Origin of the sequence: Aliikangiella marina (genome assembly GCF_007004765.1) — a bacterium.
In the GTDB taxonomy this organism is placed as follows: Bacteria; Pseudomonadota; Gammaproteobacteria; order Enterobacterales; family Kangiellaceae; genus Aliikangiella; species Aliikangiella marina.
Genome location: NZ_VIKR01000001.1, coordinates 1332885 through 1354539, shown reverse-complemented (window position 1 = coordinate 1354539; position 21655 = coordinate 1332885). Strand labels below are relative to the sequence as shown.

Annotated in this window: 2 protein-coding genes (1 of these 2 running past the window's edge); both read left to right on the top strand. The window is 37.2% G+C overall.

The window, feature by feature from the left end; all coding sequences use genetic code 11:
• Nucleotides 1-12824, top strand: partial view of a non-ribosomal peptide synthetase gene (locus FLL45_RS05395; RefSeq protein ID WP_142940952.1) — the 3' portion only. It extends 1126 nt beyond the left edge of the window; only the last 12824 of its 13950 coding nucleotides appear in the window; its start codon lies beyond the left edge, outside the window; the stop codon is at nt 12822-12824.
• Nucleotides 12824-21655, top strand: coding sequence for a non-ribosomal peptide synthetase (locus FLL45_RS05390; protein WP_142940951.1), 8832 nt, complete (start codon nt 12824-12826; stop codon nt 21653-21655). The genes FLL45_RS05395 and FLL45_RS05390 overlap by 1 nt, the downstream gene beginning before the upstream one ends.

Below are 21655 nucleotides of genomic sequence, written 5' to 3'. Positions count from 1 at the left end.
ATGAGTTTTTACAACAAGTAAAAGACACTACCTTAAATGCATACAATTTTCAGGATTTTCCATTTGAGCGAATTGTTGAAGAAATACAGCCCGAGAGAAGCACAAGTTATTCACCGCTTTTTCAGGTCATGTTTGTATTACAAGCGAACGCTTCGTCGACGACAGGTAGAGCGCCTTTAGAACTAGAGCCTTTTGAATTTGAAACGGGAAATCAAGATGGTGTTTCCCGTTTTGATCTTACTCTCAGTATTCAAGAAACCGAAGATGGCATGGTTGGTGGTATTGAATATAGCACAGACTTATTTACTGCTAAGTCAATTAATTTAATGTTAACGCATTACCAGAATTTGCTCGATATTGTCGTCAGATCTCCTCATTTAAAGATATCTGAATACAATTTTTTAACGCCATTAGAAACTGAACAGCAATTAATCGACTGGAATGATACCACACATAAATTCCCTAAAGGCGAGTCGATTGTCGACCTTTTTAATGAGCAAGTGCTTAAAACGCCAGACTCGATTGCCTTGATTAATAAAAATGAAATGCTTTCATACAAAGAACTTAATAACGCTGCTCGAAATCTAGCCTGTATTTTAGTTGAACAAGGCGTTGGGGTTGAAGATAGGGTAGGCATTTGTCTTGAACGTTCTCTTGATATGGTTATTAGCATCTTGGCCATTACTAAAGCGGGAGCATGTTATGTCCCCGTTGACCCTGAATACCCTCAATCACGAATCAACTACATAGTGAATGACTCGGCAATAGAGCTCGTTATTACTAATAATACATTCAAAAGTAAAATCGGCGAAAGCAAATTACAAATTCTTCTTTGGGAAGAAATAAGTAAGTTAAAGTTATATAGTGAAGAAGAAGGAATGTTGTCTACCCATTCGCACTATCTAAAAACGCTAAAACCAACACATCCAGAAAATTTAGTGTATATGATTTACACCTCAGGTAGTACAGGGCGACCTAAAGGGGTTGGTAATATCAATTCTGCGCTGGTAAATAGAATAGATTGGATGCAAAAACAATATCAACTAGTTAGCGGCGATAAGATCCTTCAAAAGACGCCTTACAGTTTTGATGTATCGGTTTGGGAATTTTTTTGGCCACTTGTAACTGGAGCGAGCTTGGTAATCGCGCAGCCTGGAGGGCATAAAGATCCAGCATATTTGATTGAGGAAATCAGAAAGCAATATATTAGCATGCTCCACTTTGTACCATCTATGCTGAAAGCGTTTTTGTCAGACCATAATTGGACCAAGTGTTTAAGTTTAAGGCAAGTCGTGTGTAGTGGCGAAGCACTGCCAAAAGAGGTTAGTGACAATTTTTTAAACTCACAAAGTTTTATTAACCTCGATAATTTATATGGGCCGACTGAGGCTGCGATCGATGTTAGCTTTTGGCGTTGTAAAATTGATAAGGAGTCAACCACCAACCCCATAGGTAGACCCATTCAAAATACGCAGCTTTACATAGTAGATAAGCACAATCAACTATTACCAAGGGGGGCTTGTGGTGAGCTGGTTATCGCTGGAGAAGGACTGTCACGCGGATATTATGGAAAAGCTGCCTTAACAGCTGACAAATTTATCCCTAACCCTTATTCCAAAGTCGAAGGTGCTCGGTTATATAAAACGGGCGATCTAGTACGTTATCTTTGCGATGGACGGATAGAGTATTTGGGCCGGTTAGATGACCAGATCAAGATTAGAGGGTTTAGAATTGAACTTGGTGAAATCGAGCAGCTTCTAATGGAGCGAAAAGAGGTTACCGGAGTAGTGGTTTTAGCCAGGGAGGATATCCCTGACAGAAAATATTTGGCTGCTTATCTGGAGCTATCTAATGGCTTTAAGCTACAGAACCAAAAGAGCGAAGCAGAATCAAACTACCCGGAAATAATTAGTGATTTAAAATCATATCTAAGTGAAAAACTGCCTTCTTATATGATTCCATCATATTTTACTATCATAGATAGTATTCCCTTATCGGCCAATGGAAAAGTCGCTAAAAGATTACTACCTAAGCCCGATGAAGCTGCCGAGACAGCGAAATATCTTGCGCCTTCAAATGAGGTTGAAATAAAATTATGCGATATTTGGAAAAATGTATTAGCTAAGGAAAAAATTGGTATAAAAGACAACTTTTTTGCAATCGGTGGTGATTCAATTAGTTCTATACAAGTTGTTTCCAAGGCAAAGTCCGCCGGGATTACCATTTCTGTTAAAGATATATTTAAAAGACCCACGATAAAATCACTTTCCGAAATAGTCGGTCTAGATAATCAAGAAGTAACAAGAGATTCTGCTATCGGTTCACTTCCCTTGCTACCTGTTCAGAAATGGTTTTTTAAAGCGCAATTAACGGAACCTTCTCATTTTTTTCAAAGTCAACTGTTAAGCGTCCCGAATGGCCTAAACCGTAAGTTTCTTGTGGAATTCTTGAGTCAACTTATAAAACGGCATGATGTATTACGCTTAAAATTCGATTTTAACAATGAGTATCGAGCCGAATTTATAGATGCAAGCCAGATTGCAGTGGGTAGCTGTGTTGAAGAAATAAAAATAGATGATTTTAGTGATATCGAACTAAAAAATCAGATCAAGTCCTATGGAAGCTATTTTAAAACTAACTTTAAGTTAATTGGGGATTCACCTTTCAAATTAGTCTTTTTTAAATCGAACAGCAACGAGAATAGTGCACTTTTATTAATCTTCCATCATTTAATTGTTGACGGTGTAAGTTGGAGGGTGCTTTACGAAGATTTACTCTTGGCATTTAGTCAGTTTTCAGCTGGAAGCGATATTGTACTACCAGAAAAGACTTCGAGTTACTTACTCTGGTCAAAGATGCTAACGACGGAAAAGTTCGTGCAGTCGGTGCTGAGAGAAAAGCGGTTCTGGTATGGGGTGTTAAAAAACTTAGCTTTGCCTCGCTTAAATTTAAAAGAATTTGATAAATACTCAGATTCATCTCACATGTCTCTCCAATTCAATAGTGAAGAAACTAAGGCGTTACTCGGTGACTCAAATTACGCCTACAATACTAAAATTCAAGACCTCATTTTAGCGAGTGTTTATGCCTCTGTAGTTAAGCTAATAGGGTGCCCAAGTTTTAGAGTTGATGTAGAGGGACATGGAAGAGAAGACGATTTGTTTAGAGGATGCGATCTAAGTGAGACTGTAGGTTGGTTCACTTCAGTATATCCACTGAAATTGGACGCAGAGAGCGTAACGCTTAGTTTGAATAATGATTATAAGTCTAGGCAGATTGCAAAAGCTATTATCTGTGCAAAAGAAGCTCGCCAGCATACACCCAATCAAGGATTAGGTTTTGGTGTTCTTCGCTATTTATTAAATGACCCGATGGTCACAGAATTAGACAATAATAATCCAGCGCTATTACTCTTTAACTATTTCGGTCAGTTTAACCAACAAAAAAATAATCAAGGTCTATTTGAGTCCTTACCATATGATACAGGTTCTGATGTTGGAGGTAGTATTCGGCGAAAATATCCGATAGGGCTCAATGCTTGGATAAAAGATGAACTACTCACTTGTAATATCGATATTAGTACTAATAAGTTCTCAACTAAAGATATAAACGAGTTTATTAACGACTTTAGAGAAAATATAAGATTTATAATTTCTCATTGCAAAACTAATAGTAGTGTTACACCAAGCGATTTTGAGTTAGTAAAGCCAGAATACCTAAAATTGGATTCTTGGATTAATGCATACCCTGAATTTCAAGACGTTTACCCTACAACAGACATGCAAAAAGGATTGATTTATCTTAGTTTGTTAGATAATAAAAAACATTCCTATACGACTCAGCTAGTGTTTGAACTTAAAGGTACTTTACATACGAAACATCTTAAAAATGCTTGGAGTAAACTAGTACAAAGTAACGAAATATTTAGGACGGCTTTTGCTAATTATCAATCCGAAGATTGGGTTCAGATTGTATTAAGCCGTTGTGATTTAAAGTGGTACGAGCTTGATTGGCAAAGGTTTTCAAGCGAAGAACAACGCGAAAAGAAGGAGTCGCTATTACAAACAGATAAGACAAAGCCGTATGACTTAAACGCTGGCTCTTTGATGCGTTTGTATTTAATCAAAATGTCACAAGATGAGACATGCTTGATTTGGTCTCATCATCACTGCTTGCTCGATGGTTGGAGTATTTCAAGTGTATTAGGTGATTTGTTTAGAATATATTTTTCTTTAGAAAAGCATCGAGAGTTTGAGCTCACAGAGCGAGTGCCTTATAAAGCTTTTATTAAATGGCTAACTGATCAAGATTACAAATCGGCGAGAGATTTTTGGTGTCGAGAGTTAGATGGGGTAAAGATACATGAAGAATGCCAAAATAGCCTTTTGGAGATGGAGTCGAGTTCCGTATCTTCAAAAGAAGTTGTCTTGAATTTGAATTCACATCAGTCAGCTGCGGTTAAACGTGTTGTTAAGGATTTAAATGTAACTATAAATACATATTTTCAAGCTGCCTGGTCTTACGTAAACTACTTGTTTTCTAACGAAAATGATGTTGTATTTGGTCAGACTGTATCTGGCCGTAATGTACCTGTTGATGGTATAGAAAACATGATTGGTCTGTTCATTAATACCATTCCTGTTAGAGTAAAAATCGACAAAAGCCAAAAAATATCGGAGTGGCTAAAAGAGATAAGTGCTCGACAACAAGAAAGTTTAGAGTTTAGCTTTTTATCTTTAGTAGAAATAAGCAAAGCGCTTGGTTTGAGAGAGAACCAATCATTGTTCAATAGTTTACTAGTATTTGAGAATTATCCTATTAATTCTTCATTAGGTGATGCTCTTGGAGTAGATGGTTCTTCATTAAGGGTGACCAATTGTTATAGTAAAGAAGGAACAGAATTTCCTTTAACATTAGTTATATATGTATCTAAAACGATAGATTTCAAGTTTAATTTCAAGTCCGCAATTTATAGCGATAGCATGATATGCCGATTAGTAGAGGTGTTCAAACAAATAGTTGTCTCAATGTCCAAGAGTCATGAGCAGAGTATTGGCGATTTGAATTGTTTTGCTAACGGCAAATCCACAAATAATATGCGTGACTCGAATTTGGATAATAAGTCTATTAAAACAATCGCAAAAGAAATATCTACAAGGATTGCATATGGAACCGATACAACTATATTTGAAACTTGGTTAGAAAAAATTCTATCAGATAAATCTGAGCCAAAATGGAACGGTGTCACCGATGCTTTAAACGAAAGTTTTGTATTGGTTGCATTGATTGTAAAAGATGAGAACGAGCAAAGCCGAATTGCTTCGATGCTGATGGAGCGCCAGATTTGCTTTCTTAGGATTGATCCTGCTTGGCCGGCCTTGAAAATTAGAGCTGCGTTACAGTTGTCAAATGCTAACATAATAATAACCGAACGGAATATTGCGAAAAGTGTTTACATAAATGATGGCGATTTACTTAAAGTTTACAATGTGGATAGCAGTAGCGCTTTATGTTTATTTACTATAGACCACTATCAGAAACACGAGTCCAATTTTGATGTAAGGAATAGTGCAGTTGTTGAGTTACTATCAAATGATAGTGGTCAGTTTGAAATGGTCGGCGTAACACATGCGTATCTAGAGTGGATGTTAAAACATACTTTTTCGACCCAGATTGGTGAATCTTTAGCGTCTAATTATCCAAAAGAACTAGAATGGCTCGCGACAAAACTCCGCCTTTCAAGTAACTTAAAGGAACATAAGGTGTCTCCTTTAAAAGTTGTAATTAACCAAGATAAGCAAATTGTAGACAATATGTGTCATGGTTTCACGGCGATACTGAATAGGGGGTTCTTTTTACGTTTAAACAATGATGGCAATAAGGCTGTTGATAGTCGATTAATATCCTTGAGTGTAGACGGTCAAGAAGTCTTGGTTCTTAATAAAAATAAAAGTAACTATCCCCAAAAAAAAATCGACACAAAGAAGATTTATTCCGATTTTAGCTGCATCGCCCCAGTGGTAAGTGATGTGCTGAATGAACAGGTTGATCAGGCAGTAAATTTAAAACATATATATTTGCAAAGGGACTGTAACTCTCCAATATCTTTTGTACAATGTTTTGTAGAAACGAAAGTTGCTAGTGATTCTTGTAACTCGCTACAGTCAAATATTCGTGAGCGACTTAAGCGATGCCAGTCGTTGACGCCGCTGCCAACGAGAATCCTTTTTAGTGAGACTTTGCCAACAAAGAATAATGGCGAAATCAACTTTGTTAAATTAATAGGTCTGGATAAAAAAGAAAGGGGAAAGGGCGCTAAAAGAATGTCGCCTACGGAAGAAATTGTTGCAGGTGTATGGTCGGATACCTTAGGTATAAAAAATATATCGCCGCAAGATGACTTTTTTCAAATTGGGGGGAATTCTATATCCGCAACCCAACTGTTAAATAGAATTAATCATATTTTCTCATTAAATTTAACATTAAAAGAGGTTTTTGTTCAAAAAACACTAAAAAAGTTAGCATTGTTCGTCGATCATAAAAAGGGTAGTTGTTCTCACCGAGTCAATCCGATAGAAAAAGCCGAACGAGATAAGGCTTTAACTACCTCCTTTGCACAACAAAGAATGTGGTTAGCTAACGAATATATAGGTGCGAACAATATATATAATATATTTGTTGCATTTGTAATGACTGGAAAGGTCAATGAAAATGTTTTGCTGGACAGTCTGCAAGATATTATTGAACGTCATGAGGTTTTAAGGAGTCGATTTAAAAATCTAGACGGTGAGCTGGTGCAGCTTATTAGCGAATCAAATTTTGATCTTATTATCGAAGATGAAAGTGATTTGAATAGAGTCAAGAGTTTATTTGAAGCAGAGAGAGAGTTTAAATTTAACCTCTACGAAGACGATTTGTGTCGAGTGAAGATTGTTAAATGCAAAGAGGATGGTAAAGCCAATTATATCATCTCGGTTACTATGCATCACATTATTTCTGACGGATGGTCAATTGGTGTATTAATTGAAGAGTTTAAATCAAATTATAGCGAGAAGCTTAAGGATAGTCTTTACAAAGCGCCGACACTGCCAATTCAATATGTAGATTATAGTGAATGGCAACGTGATATGCTATTGAATGGAAGTATGAAAAACCAACTTGGCTACTGGAAACGTCAGTTAAGCGATCTTCCTTTAAATTCAAATCTACCAACGGACTTCTCGCGCCCTAGTAAACCCAGTTACAAAGGAAGTAGTGTGGAATTTAGTTTGGGGCGAAGTGTTACTTCTAAAGTCAAAAGTTTTTGCCATGGCCATGGTGTTACTTTATATATGTTTTTCATAACAGTATTCTCGATCTTGCTTAGTCGATATACGAACAAAAAAGATATTGTTATAGGTAGCCCTGTGGCTAACCGTACCCATAGTCAACTGGAAGCATTAATCGGATTTTTTGTAAATATGCTGGTCATGCGTTTCAAACTTGAAAACAATCATAGCTTTCTGGAAACCGTTAAGTCAGCAAGAGAAATAACACTCGATGCGTATGCTAACCAAGAACTGCCTTTTGAGGTGCTGGTTGATAGTTTGTTGTCGGATAGGGAAGGGAATATTTCGCCACTATTTCAAGTGATGTTTGCCTTTCAAAATTCACCGATAGATAACAATGGACTCAGTGGTGTGCAGCTTTTATCATTGACTGAGAGCGGATTATTCGATTTTAAGGAGTACAACCAAGTATCAAGGTATGATCTGTCATTCTCTCTGAGGGAGAGTAATGGTCTTATAGTTGGTGATATGGAGTTTACCACCGATTTATTCAAAGAAACCACAATAAAGCGTCTATTAAGCAATTTCACACAACTTATAACAGCGTTCGTTAATGATCCGCAGGGGAATATATATGCTAGTAACCTAGTGATAGGTCAACAGAGAGAGCAATTAACGGAAATATATCGGTCGAAAGACATTAGCGCCTATATGCGCTCACCCAGTAAATTACTCAAAAATATAGTTGCTAACCATAGTTCAAGTGTTACATACAATATTGAAGAAAAAACTCTGACAAGCCAAGATATAGATTGGATGTCTGACCAAATAGTAGGTGAAGCGCTTTCTAGAGAGTTATCTACTAATCCTAAAATAGGAATTCTTTGCCGTGGCCAGGTTAACCGTATTTTAACATCAATAGCAGTTCTCAAATTAGGTGGTTGTTGTGTGATACTAGATTCTGAAGCACCTGATCTTTATATTGCTAATAATGCTCAAGAGTTAAAGCTTGAACTAATAATTACTGATCAACAAAGTCGATCATCAATAGTAGAAAGATTGGTACTACCAAATTTTAAGAAATGCTCGGCGCGAATTAAGTTTGATCACAATAATCCAGCACAGAATAGCGCTGCTTTATGTTTAAGTTGGCATAACAACGAGTCCAGGTTGAAGTATTGCACTTTGAATTACGCACAATTATCTACCTTAGCGAAAAGTATTGACTCAATTGATGATTATTTAATATTAAAAAATATTAGTTCCGAAGATCTTAGGCTAATAAGAGATTTACTGAATGTATTAGCCGAGACAGATAATGGGTCTAGCTCATCTAATAGTGAGTCTACTTCACTTTATATTGATGAAATGATAAATACTGATGAAGCCAACAGGTTATATCTTAGTGAAAACCTGCTGGTGTTAGATGATCAACTCGAACCTACAGACGTCGATCAATGTGGCGACATCTTTATAGCAGAGCAAGAATCGAGTGAGCAAGTCGGTGTCAGTGCTGTAGAGCAAGCCTCTTACTTTCTTCCCAATCCATTTTCATGCCAACAAGGTCGACGGATTATAAATACAAAAATTAAAGCGAAAGTTAATGCAGATAAAAGCATTGTGATATTGGATGAAGAAGAAAACATATCTAATCTAGCCGGTTGCTTTGCTTATGAGGAAGAATGCTTAAATAGTCTTGACTTTGTCTGTGATAGTTTGATGGCTGAAATAGATGATTCTCGATTGAGTAAAAAGCTGACCTGCTTTATAGAATCATCAGATAAAAGTATTGGCCGGGAAATGGTGAGTTCGGATGTGTTTAAAAAAGTAAGTCAACATGTAAAGAAGGCTGAGCGACTAAATAGACTTCCTCATTCATGTTTCCGGCTAGGCAATTTACCATTAAATAGTTATGGCTTATACGATCTAGATAAATTAAAAAGAGAGGTTAGGAGTGATGAAGTTAAGCCAGATGTCCCGCGTACAATAACTGAAAACGCGTTGTTTAAGGTATGGTCAGAGGTTTTAGGTATCTCTAATTTTAACTTTCAAGAAAGTTTTTTTAGACTAGGCGGTAATTCACTATTGGCCACAAAAGTTATTGCTAGGCTTAACGAAAAATATTCAATAACAGTAAAGTTAAAAGATCTATTTCAAAATTCTCGCTTTGATGAATTAGTGAAATTCGTAGAAGCTAGCATAAAAGATGAAAAATGTCGCTCTAACACTGAGGTTGTGCCTGTTGGTAGAGGACGTAGACTGGAGTTATCGTTTTCGCAACAGAGATTATGGTTTATTAACGAAGTGACCGGGCCAAGCTCAATATACAATATGCCAATAGCGCTAAAATTAACCGGTGATATCGATGTAAATTTATTATTAAGGGTTTTAAATCACCTTGTTTATCGACATGAATCACTAAGAACTCGATTTGTCAGCGACCACGATACGCCTTATCAATTAATTGATAAATATTTCCCATTAAAGATAGAAACGATAAATTTTTCGAAGTCATTGAAATCGATCTGCAAAAGCGAGCAACTACATCGTTTCGATTTGTCGAGCGATCCGCTAGCCAGAATTCGTTTGTTGGAAGATATAAATAGCAACCAGGGAGATACACCTTCGAACGTTGCGGTACTGTTAACATTGCACCATAGTGTTGCCGATGGTTGGTCTTTAGGTGTGTTGTTTCGTGAAATTAACCTTCTATATCGAGAACTTGCAAGCGGGCTTTACACATCATTGTCTATGTTGAGTGCGCAATACGCTGATTATGCTCACTGGCAGAGAGGTCTTGTTGATACAGAAGAATTTAAAGCACAGTTATCATATTGGCATAAAAGACTCGAAGGATTGCCTCAACGTCACGGACTCATATTTGACAATCCAAGACCAAGCAAAGAAAGTTACGCGGGCAAAGTATTTAGACATGTTATGTCCAAATCGAATTCGACACGACTGCAAGCGTTTTGTGTTCAGCAAGGCATAACATTATTTATGTTTTTACACACTTGTTTAAGTGTCATGATTAGCAGATATAGTGGGGAAAGCGACGTGGTTATTGGTACGCCAATTGCCAATAGAGAAAACACTGAGTTAGAAAATGTCGTAGGTTTATTTTTAAATAACCTGGTTTTACGAATGAAAATTGACCCTAGTCAAACGTTTATTTCAGCTTTGCAAGAGAATAAGCAAAATATTATCGAAGCATTTGACAATCAGCAGGTGCCTTTTGACTTGTTAGTTGAACGCATCAACCCTGAAAGAGAGGGTAACGAGAATCCGTTGTTTCAGATTATGCTTGTTTTACAAAACGCAACTGAGACACAACTGGATTTGCCTCAAGTTAAAATTGATTCGTTGATAGACTCAATTAAAACAACAAAATTTGACCTGGAACTCTCTGTAAAAGAAAGCATGGATGGCGTTGTATATGACTGGATATTTAAAACTGATCTATTTAAAGCAGAAACTATAGAAAGGCTTGCTAGAAATTTTAACGAATTGATAGTTAACGTTCTCGATAATCCGGATAGGGAAATAGCTCAGATTTCTGCATTAACGAATGCAGAAACTAATCAGCTTCTAGAGAGCAGTAGATTAGATGCTGAAAACAAAAATAAGAACAGCTTCATTTATGAGCCTTTTGAAATGCAAGCAAAGCTTAACCCTCACGCAATTGCGGCTTACTTCAATGGTATTTCGGTCTCTTACTGTTCGTTAAATCAATCATCTAACCAAGTCGCTAGAATGCTGGTTTCAAATGCAGTTTCGGTGGGTAGTTTGGTTGGCGTTTGCGTTAGACGAAGTATCGATTTGCTCGCTGTCATTTTAGGTATTCTTAAGTGTGGCGCAACATGTGTGTCGATTAATATTGATACCCCAAAAGAAAGAATCAAAATGCTCGTTAATGACCTGGATATTTTAGTAACAGAACAAGGCTTCATGTTTGGGGCAAACTGCTCTAAACCATATATTGAAATTGACAATGAGAATACCAAGAAGGAACTAGCTTCATTATTAAGTACTAATTTACAAACAGAAGAGCGTAATGAGCCTCGCTTGTTTAATGAAAATTCAATAGCGTATATAACTTACACATCCGGCTCAACGGGTAATCCCAAAGGTGTGATGACTTCTCACTCAAATATACTCAATTATTTAAGTTATATGAATGAAGTTTGTGACATATCGACAACTTCATCATGTTTGCAGCTAACCGCACAGGGGTTTGACGCCGCATTTCGGGAGATATTTGGTACCTTAGTGAATGGTGGGAAACTAGTACTGCTCGATGATAGTGACGCTAAAGATGCCTTTTATGTCAAGCAAACGCTTGCTAGACAAAAAATTACTCACTTACTAAGTATTGTACCGTCGTTTTTACGAGTTGTTAATCAGGTTGAACTACCAGAGGTATATACTTCATTTAGTCTTAAGTTGATCATGTCTACTGGAGAGGTATTACGCTACTCAGATTGCCGACTGGCTCGAAATAGTTTCGGCGATAGGGTACGAATAATAAATAATTTCGGTCCAACGGAATGTACAATGACCTCTGCTTATTATGAAGTTGATAATATAGATGATGAGGGGTTACTTGTTCCCTGTGGTCGACCAATAAGGAATGTGAGCTTTTATATTTTAGATGATTATTTAAAATTGTTACCTAAAGGTGGGGTAGGCGAGCTTTATATTGGTGGTGAAGGAGTAACTCTAGGATATTATAATAAAACCGAGCTGACGAGGAATAGTTTTATTCAAAATCCTTATGTGACAGAGCCTGACATCCTCTATAAAACAGGTGATTTGGTTAGGTTGAATTGCAAGGGTGATATTGAATTCATCGGTCGAAAGGATGAGCAAGTTAAAATTTTAGGAGCAAGAGTTGAACTCGCTGAAATTGCATCCTTATTATGTTTGCAAGAAGCAATAAAAGACGCAGTAGTTCTGCTTGATGAAAGAAATAATCGAAGGGTTGAAATTTGTGCATACGTAATTAGCGAGGGCGATTCTGCTTCGGTGGAGCAAGAAAAAACGATCGTTCGTTTTTTAGACGAGTCTCTAGAATTGGCGATTCAAAGCGAATTAAGAAAATACCTACCTGAATCAACAGTGCCTTCAATAATTTATCAGGTAAATCAATTTCCGCTTTTGCAAAATGGAAAAATTAATAAGAAAAAATTGCTAGAGTTAACTGCGTTGTTGGCTCGCAAGCCAGCGGTTGAGTTAAAAACTGAAGTGGAAAAACGTCTCGCTTCGCTGTGGTGTGAAGTTTTAGAACTAGGTGAAGTGACTCGCTTAGATAACTTTTTTAAGTTAGGGGGGCACTCACTATTGCTGACGCAGTTAAGAGTTCGAATTCGTCATGAGTTCGATTTGGATATTTCGCTCCAAAAGATGTTTGAGAATCAGACACTAGCATTGCAAGCTAGCATTTTAGAGGCTGAAATCAACGGGAATACGATTAAAAATACAATAAAGACACAAATTAAACAAAACAAAAGTAAAATCAATGAATATGCCGATGATGTTGAGGAAGGAGAAATATAATGAAAATTTCAGACATACTCAGTGAGGCGCTAGATAAAGGGATTCACCTTTACGTTGAAAATGATAAATTAAAGTTTACAGCGAAAACAGGTCAAATGTCTGACGCTTTTAAGGCGAAGCTAAGAGCGCATAAGACTGATCTTGTTGAGTTTTTAAGTTCAATTGAGGCATCAGAGAGGGCTGAATATTTTAAGTCAAAGATTATGCCTCGAAACCATAAAGATAAAAAATTTAAAAGTAGCTTGTCTTTCGCACAGCAGCGGCTATGGTTTCTGAGTCGACTTATGGGCGCAAATTCAGTCTACAATGTTTCTATAGCGCTAAGGTTGAGAGGCGAAATTGAAGAAAAATTACTAATTCGATCAATTCTTATGGTTTTTAAACGCCAAGAATCACTAAGAACCAAATTTATAGAAGAAGATGGTGTCGCGTACCAAGTAGTAAACCAAGTCAACGAAGATTTAAAAGTTAAAGAAGTTAGTGATGTCAATGAGTTACGCGAAATATGGCTGTCCGAGAAGAACTTTCCTTTTGACATGCAACATGATGAGCTGGCACGCGTAAAAGTGCTACGTCAAAATAACGCAGAAAAAGGACCTCCATGTCACGATTTTATTGTGATGCTGACTATGCACCACAGCATTACAGACGCCTGGTCAATGTCAATTTTCTTTAAAGAGTTAATGGATAACTATCTATCACTCAGTAGTGGTCCGGAGCATGCACTTCCACCGCTAGAGATTCAATATTCAGATTACGCAGAATGGCAAAATCAATATATTGCGGGTGATTATTTAACGAAGCAATTGAGATTTTGGCGAAATCAGCTGAAAGACTTACCTTCTTCGTTGAGTTTACCTTTTGATAAACCCAGGCCCAATAAGCAAACTTTTAATGGAGCGATATGTGAGGTAAATTTCGGTAAGACGCTAAGTGAGAAGTTGGTTGGCTTAAGTCTAGAATACAATACCACCCCCTACGTTACTTTGCTGAGTTTATTTGCAACATTACTTTATCGCTATAGCGGGCAAGCTGACTTGGCTATCGGCTCTCCGGTAACCAATCGAGCGAATAAGGATGTAGAAAATCTCATTGGTTTTTTCGTGAATACGTTAGTGATGAGGGTTCGAATAGAAGATGGTGACGGTTTTGCTGAGCTTATCGAAAAAACTAGGAATGTCGTATTAGAAAGTTTTGAGCACCAAGATATACCTTTCGAAAAACTGGTTGAAGAGTTAAGTCCTCAGCGCAGTCTGAGTCATTCTCCATTGTTTCAGGTCGCTTTTACTCTTCAAAACGTCCCAAAGCCTGCTGCCGAAGCAACTGATATTCAACTGTTACCGGTTTTTTGTGAGGATGATAGAGTCGACGCCGGCAGTAGTCAAATGTCCCGTTTTGACCTTACTCTCAGACTGCAAGAGAGTGACGCTGGTTTTAGTGGAGATTTTGAATTTAACACTGACCTCTTTGAACCTTCAACCATATCGCGGATGGTTACTCATCTATATAAATTAGCTGAGCAAGTTGTTTGTAACTTAGAAACACCCGTTTTGAACTTAGATTTCTTGTCAGAGGCCGAAAAGCAGCAGCAACTGAAAGAGTGGAATAATACTGAATACCCTCTTGGGCAAACTACCCACGTTTATGAACTTTTTCAAGAGAGGGTAAAGTTGCACCCGGACTCAATCGCCATTGCTTATGATGAGCAACAGATTAGTTACAGGGCTTTAAATAACATGAGTAACCTATTGGCTCATCAGCTAATTAACCAAAAAATTAGCTGTTCTTCAAGGGTCGGTATTTATTGCGAAAGAAGTATTGAAATGGTTTTAGCGATACTCGCAACGCTAAAAGCAGGGGCGAGCTATGTACCATTAGAACCCGAGCTACCAAGCAAACGATTACGCCATATGATTGTTGAAAGTAACGTGGAGGTAGTTTTATCCAACCAAGAATCGATTTCAAAATTCAAAAAAATTGACGAAAGAGAGCCGAAAGTCATAAACCTTGCTGATTTTAAACAATATAGCGCTAGCGATTCTATTGACCCAGTGTTAGCGTTAAGCCCGCTAACTTGTAACTATGTCATTTACACATCTGGCAGCACTGGAAAGCCAAAAGGAGTAATGAATACTAGTGAAGCTTTAATTAATAGGTTGAGCTGGATGCAAACTCAGTATCAAATGACGACATGCGATAGAGTGCTTCAGAAGACGCCTTTTAGTTTTGATGTTTCAGTTTGGGAGTTTTTATGGACTCTAAGTTACGGTGGATGTTTAGTGATCGCCAAACCTGCTGGGCATAAAGATCCAACATACTTAAATAAAATTGTAGCGGAGAAGCATATCTCAATAATACATTTTGTGCCCTCAATGCTACAGGTCTATTTAGAACAAGCAACCTATGAAAGCGTTAGGTCATTAAGGCAAGTCATATGCAGTGGTGAGGCCTTAAGTAAGAATTTGGTTGAAAAATTCATTGGTCTAAACACTAGTGCTAAACTCGCTAATCTATACGGCCCTACGGAAGCAGCAATTGATGTCTCTGCTTGGCATTGTAGCCTCGATAACAATTTATCCTGTGTGCCGATTGGTAAACCAATCCATAATATAAAACTCTATGTCGTCGATAAAAACCTTCAACTGATCCCATCCGGTTGTAGTGGTGAATTATTAATCGGCGGTGTCGGGTTGGCTCAAGGTTATGTTAATCAACCAGGCTTAACAGCAGAAAAATTTATTCCTAATCATATAGATGACAACCAGCAAAGACTATATAAAACTGGTGACTTAGTGCGCTTATTAGCGGATGGAAATATTGAATATCTCGGCAGAATTGATCACCAAGTTAAAATCAGGGGATATAGAATCGAGTTAGAAGAAATCACTCGGGTACTAGTTAAAAGTAATCGAGTGAAAACTGCTACTGTTAACTTGCTAGAACTTTCTTCAGAGCAAAAATATTTAATAGCTTATGTAGTTCCTGCCGCTAAACAGTTAGAAAATGTCGGTTCAACCGGTTTAGAGATCCAACTGGAACAAAGTTTGGTGGACGAATTGATTCTTCAGGTTCGTTCCAATTTGCCTGATTATATGATGCCAAGCGGATTTATCGGCATAACCCACCTACCGGTATCAAAAAATGGAAAACTCAATAAGTCAGAGTTACCATCCTATATTCCCAGTCAGTCAAACGTTGTTAAAGTGGCTCTGGAGTCAGAGGTTGAACACATTCTCGCTAACATTTGGCGCCAGCTTTTAAATTCTGAAGAACTCGGGAAATTGGATAACTTTTTTGACTTAGGTGGTCATTCCTTATTAGTTACGCAACTAATCTCTCGAATTAGAGATGTATTTAATGTGGAAATTTCTATTGCAGAAATCTTTGATAAGCAACTACTGGTAGAGCAGGCGACTTATATTGAAGGTTTGCTGTCAAGTGATAAAGATAAATATTTAACCGATAAGGTTGTTCCAGCTCGTAGTGAACTGCCAAAGGTTCTTTCATTTGCACAACAACGAATGCTCTTTTTGACTGAGTATATGGGAATGAAAAACGCCTATAATATACCTGTGGCATTAAAGGTGGAAGGAAGTGTTTCAGAAAAAGCTTTAATCAATAGTTTGAGCGAATTATTTGATCAGCATCATATTTTACGATCATGTTTTCAACAAGTCGGCGGCGAACTAATTCACTTGCTGCACGAAGTTCCTGGTATAACGATAGAGAATGTAACTTCAACAGAACAGCTTGAGCGCTTATATTTTCATGAAAAAAACTATCGGTTTGACTTATTTAAGGAGCCTTTGTGTCGTGTCAAGTTGGTGCGAAAAGTTGAGCCGAAAAATAAAGAATACTATTTGTTTATTACTATGCATCACAGTATTTCAGACGGCTGGTCAATAGGAATACTAATTAATAATATTCTAAAAAGGTATCAGTCTATACTAAGTGCTACTCAAGAACCGATTGAATATACTGAGCTACAGTACACTGATTATGCTGTATGGCAAAAAGCTAGACTGCAAGGTGATTGGCTACAGGAGTTACTTGTTTATTGGTCACGAAAATTATACGGTATGCCACCTTGCTTGACGCTGCCTATAGAGGAGTCCAGGGCTTTAGGCGAAAGCTTTCAAGGCGGAACAGTAAAAGTTTCGATAGGTGGTAAGCTTCTTAAAAAAATTAAGGACTTTACAGCTGAGCATAATATAACTAACTTCATGTTACTGATATCAGTTTATTTTGTCACGCTGAGTAAATTTTCTAATTGCAATGATTTCGCGATTGGAACGCCATTAGCGGGGAGAATTAGAAGTGAATTAGAGTCGTTGATAGGCTTGTTTGTAAATAGCCTGCCTATTAGAGGACAATTATATCCTAATCTCAGCTTCACCAAATTTGTTAAACAAATTAGGAACACAACACTCGAGTGCTTTGCTCACCAGGAACTACCATTTGATAAAATAGTTGATCAAGTCGCGGGAGAGCGTTCTAGTGAATATTCACCGATTTATCAAGTTATGTTTGCATTGCAAAATATACCTGCAGCCAATGAAAATGAATCTGATATTAAACTAGTTGCTTATCCTGAAAATTCTGAGCAAACATTCTTAGCAACGGACAGTAATGTCGTTGCTCGACACGAACTCTCGCTTATGTTACTCGAAAGAGAGCATGATATTGTAGGAAAGTTGGATTTTGATAAGCGATTGTTTAAAAAAGACACAGTTCAAGGATTAGTCAATAGTTACTTGTATTTATTAGAACAGTTAGTAGAAACGCCTGACGTTCAATTGGGCTCAATTCCATTGTTAAGCTTTGGCCAGAAGCTTAATCGCTCGACAAGATTCGCAGGAAATAAAGAAATTTATTTAGAAGATATCGGTACATTTTCTGAACTAGAGCCTGTAAAAGATGACTTGGGAACAGCACGGTTGCTCTCCGGGGAGCGATCGACGCGATTAACAGAAGTCGTTCAGCATCATGTTCAGATAACTCATAATTGTTTTGTCGTTGAGTCATTAAATGACCGTTATGGATTAGAACTCTATTTAGAAGATAAACATAAAGTACTATCGAATGAGAATAAAGTTAAAAGACTCCGAGACAAGATTAGGTGTGGAAAGAATATATCCCCACTACCCAAGAAAGTCTTTATTAGTAAGCAATTTCCATATTTAAGATCAGGGTTGCTAAACACTATAGAATTATTGAGGACTTTTGCTTCAAAGCCTGTTGTAGGCCCTAAGCTTGTGAATCCTAGTACTGAATTAGAATCAAAACTAATCGAGCTTTGGAAAGACAAACTTGATTTGCAAGAGTTAGGCATTGATTGTAACTATTTTTCTGTGGGCGGTGATTCAATTCGTGCTATTGGATTAATTTCAGCAGCGGAAGAGTGTGGAGTTAAGTTTGCGGCGAAACATCTATTTAAATACCCCACTATTCGAGAGCTGGCTCAATTCATAGAAAGTGGTCTCGAAAAAGAAACCGTTTATTTTAAAGCCGTAGAAAAGTATGAGCTGTTAACTCAAAAAGAATTAAATCAGCTTAAGGAAGCCTATGATTTTCATGCTATAGATGATGCGTATCCGCTGTCGATGATGCAGGAGGGTATGGTATTACATTCGTTAAGGTCTCGTGGTCTAAATTTATATGAGAATATACAACTTTATCACTTTAAAGAATGTTGGAATATAAATCTTTTTAGAAAGACATTGCAGTTCTTAGCGAATAAATACTCAAATATGAAAAGCGTATACTGTTTAAGTCTCGATAGACCAATACAGTTAATATTAAAAGATAAAGCTCCTGAACTTGACGTTGTTGATTTAAGTACTTTGAAAGATTCGGAGTTGTCACCGACAATTGAGCAATGGATGGCTCAACAGCGCGAAATAGGCATTGATGTTACCAAAGGGCTCTGGCGAGCAACAGTTTTTTTGTTACCTAATGGTGAGTTTTTGTTTGGGTTATTTGTGCACCATGCTTTATGGGATGGTTGGAGTCTAGAGAGCTTTACTAATGAAGTGCTAAAAACTTACCGTTATCTTTTACAAAAAGGTAAGTTTATAGAATACGAGAAGTTACCTTCATATAACTTATTTATTGCTAAAGAACAAAAAGCAATTAAGTCAGAAGCACATAAAGAGTTTTGGTGTAAGGACTTGGCTACAGCTGAGATACCTTGGTGGACAGGGTTGAAGCGTGCAACTAATGAAAGAATCGCGTGCCATATTAGCGACCAAACAAGTCAAAAAATTTGTGGCTTAGCTAAGGGCTTAGGGGTACAGGAGAAAAGTATTTGGAGTACTGTTTATTTGACTTTCTTAGGATTATTAAATGGTAGTGATGAAATTGCAGCGCCGATTATTTCTCAAGGTCGTCCCGAAATTAAAGGTGGCGATAAAATGATAGGGGTGTTCCTAAATGCATTACCATTGTCTATCAATTACGAAAACCGTTCTTGGAAGGAAATAATAGAAATTGTTGATAAAAAGTTAAGGAGCCAGCATGAGTTTCGGCACTATCCGATTGCTGAGATTCAACGAGCAACAGGTCTTGATTTTTCTGCAGCTTTATTCACTTATACCAATTGGCATGTATATTATGAAAAAGATCAAGGAGCAACTAGTAGAAATAAGCCCGGTAATAGTCCTATACCTGAGAAAGTTTCGGCGTTTCAGTCGACGAATTATTTAATGGACGTATATGTTAACAAAAATGAAAAGACGCAAACATTTAGTCTTTCAATCCATGCAGACTCCAAGGTATTTAATCAAGCAGCCAGAGAACGTTTTAAAAACTACATCAACAATATAGTTGAACAAATTGTTAGTTATACCGATTGTGTTTTTAGTAAAGAGCGATTGTTAGGGGAGGAGGAGCTAAATCAACTGCTTGTTGTCAATAACTCAACCCAATGCCAAGAAAATATACAAGATTGTTTTTATGAGTTGTTTGAACAAAACGCCGAAAAAAACGCAAATCAAATTGCGATAACTTGCAATGGTATAAATATTACTTATGCTGAGTTAAATAGTCGCACAAATAAACTGGCTAACTTTTTAGTTAGTAAAGGAGTGAGCTATGAGGATAAAGTAGGGATCTGTACCGAAAGATCAATTGAAATGGTAGTCTCTTTGCTCGCAATAGCCAAGGCGGGTGGGTGTTATATCGCATTAGATCCTGAATACCCTGAAGATCGGCTTCAATATATGATAGAAACTAGTGAGTGCAAGATGGTGTTGTGTGAGAGACACCTTCTAGAAGAACTTCCTCTTTTAAGTACCTTGAGAACTGTTCCTGTAGATTTAGCGATACAAGATAAATTGTTCTCTCAATTCTCACAAGAAAATTTAAATTTAGTCCCTTCGCAGATAAAAAGGAAATTATTAGCTTACGAAATTTATACTTCAGGAACTAGTGGAAAACCTAAAGCTGTCCAAATTGTACATCAAGGTCTTAATAATTATTTGCATCATGCTCGACGAAATTACTTTGATAATTGTAACGGAGGAGTAGTGAGCACATCTTTTAATTTTGATGCAACGGTTACAAGTCTTATAACTCCCCTAACGTTAGGAAAGACAGTATTTTTAACTGCGAGCCATGAAGACCGCTTTAAGTCACTGGCAAGCTTAATGTTTGATAGCCAATCGCCATTAGTATTTAAATTGACTCCTGCTCACTTAGAGGCATTAAAGCACACAATTAACAGTGAGATTAAATGTACATTAGAACACTGTTTAGTGATTGGTGGTGAGGCGTTGACTTCAGAGTTAATTGACTCTTGGCGCAGCAGATTTTTACCGAATGCAAAATTTGTTAATGAATATGGACCAACTGAGACAGTCGTAGGAAGCTCAATATTTAACATCGATAAAAATTCTGTTGTAAATCTAGAAGCCAGCACTTTACCTATTGGGTATCCAATACAAAATACTGAATTTTATATCGTTGACAATCAATATGAAATTCAACCAACTGGTACCCCCGGAGAATTGTTAATAGGAGGAATGGGCTTATCCAGAGGTTATTTAAAGCAAGGGGCCACTACGGCATTAAAGTTTATTCCCAATCGATTTTCAGCAGTTAATGGAGAAAGACTATACAAAAGTGGAGACTTGGTTCGTATCATTGAGAAAAATAAAATCGAATTTTTAGGCCGTATTGATAGCCAGATTAAAGTTAGAGGCTATCGAATAGAATTATCAGAGATAGAAGCTGTAATTAAATCTCATAAATTAGTGAAAGATGTGGTAGTTGTTGCTCAAGTAGAACCTTCGGGTGATCAGGTACTAATTGCATATGTTGTTGAATCGACATTAAATACCGAAGACGCTACAGATTATAGCCATAAAATTCACAATCAACTGAGAAAATTGGTACAGGCTGAGTTACCAATATATATGGTACCTTCTGCGTTTTTGGTGATAAACGACATCCCATTGAGCGTAAATGGGAAAGTTAAATATGAGGCGTTACCGAGTGTTGATTTTTCACAAAGGCAAAGTAATTATGTTGCTCCAGAAAACGAAATAGAAGCATTTCTGTGTGGTTTGTGGCAGAAGTTACTCAACCTAGAAGAAGTAGGAGTGGCGGATAATTTTTGGGATATCGGAGGTCATTCTTTGCAAGCCTTAAGATTGTCAAACATGATAAGACAGGAATACCAGATTGATATACCGTTAAAAGTATTTTTCGAACATCAAACAGTCAGGGAGCTAAGTGACTATATAATGATTGAGCTTGATAGCATTAAATTATTACAGTCAAAAACGAGCCTTGAAGGCAATGAAGACGAAATCGACGAAGGGACATTTTAA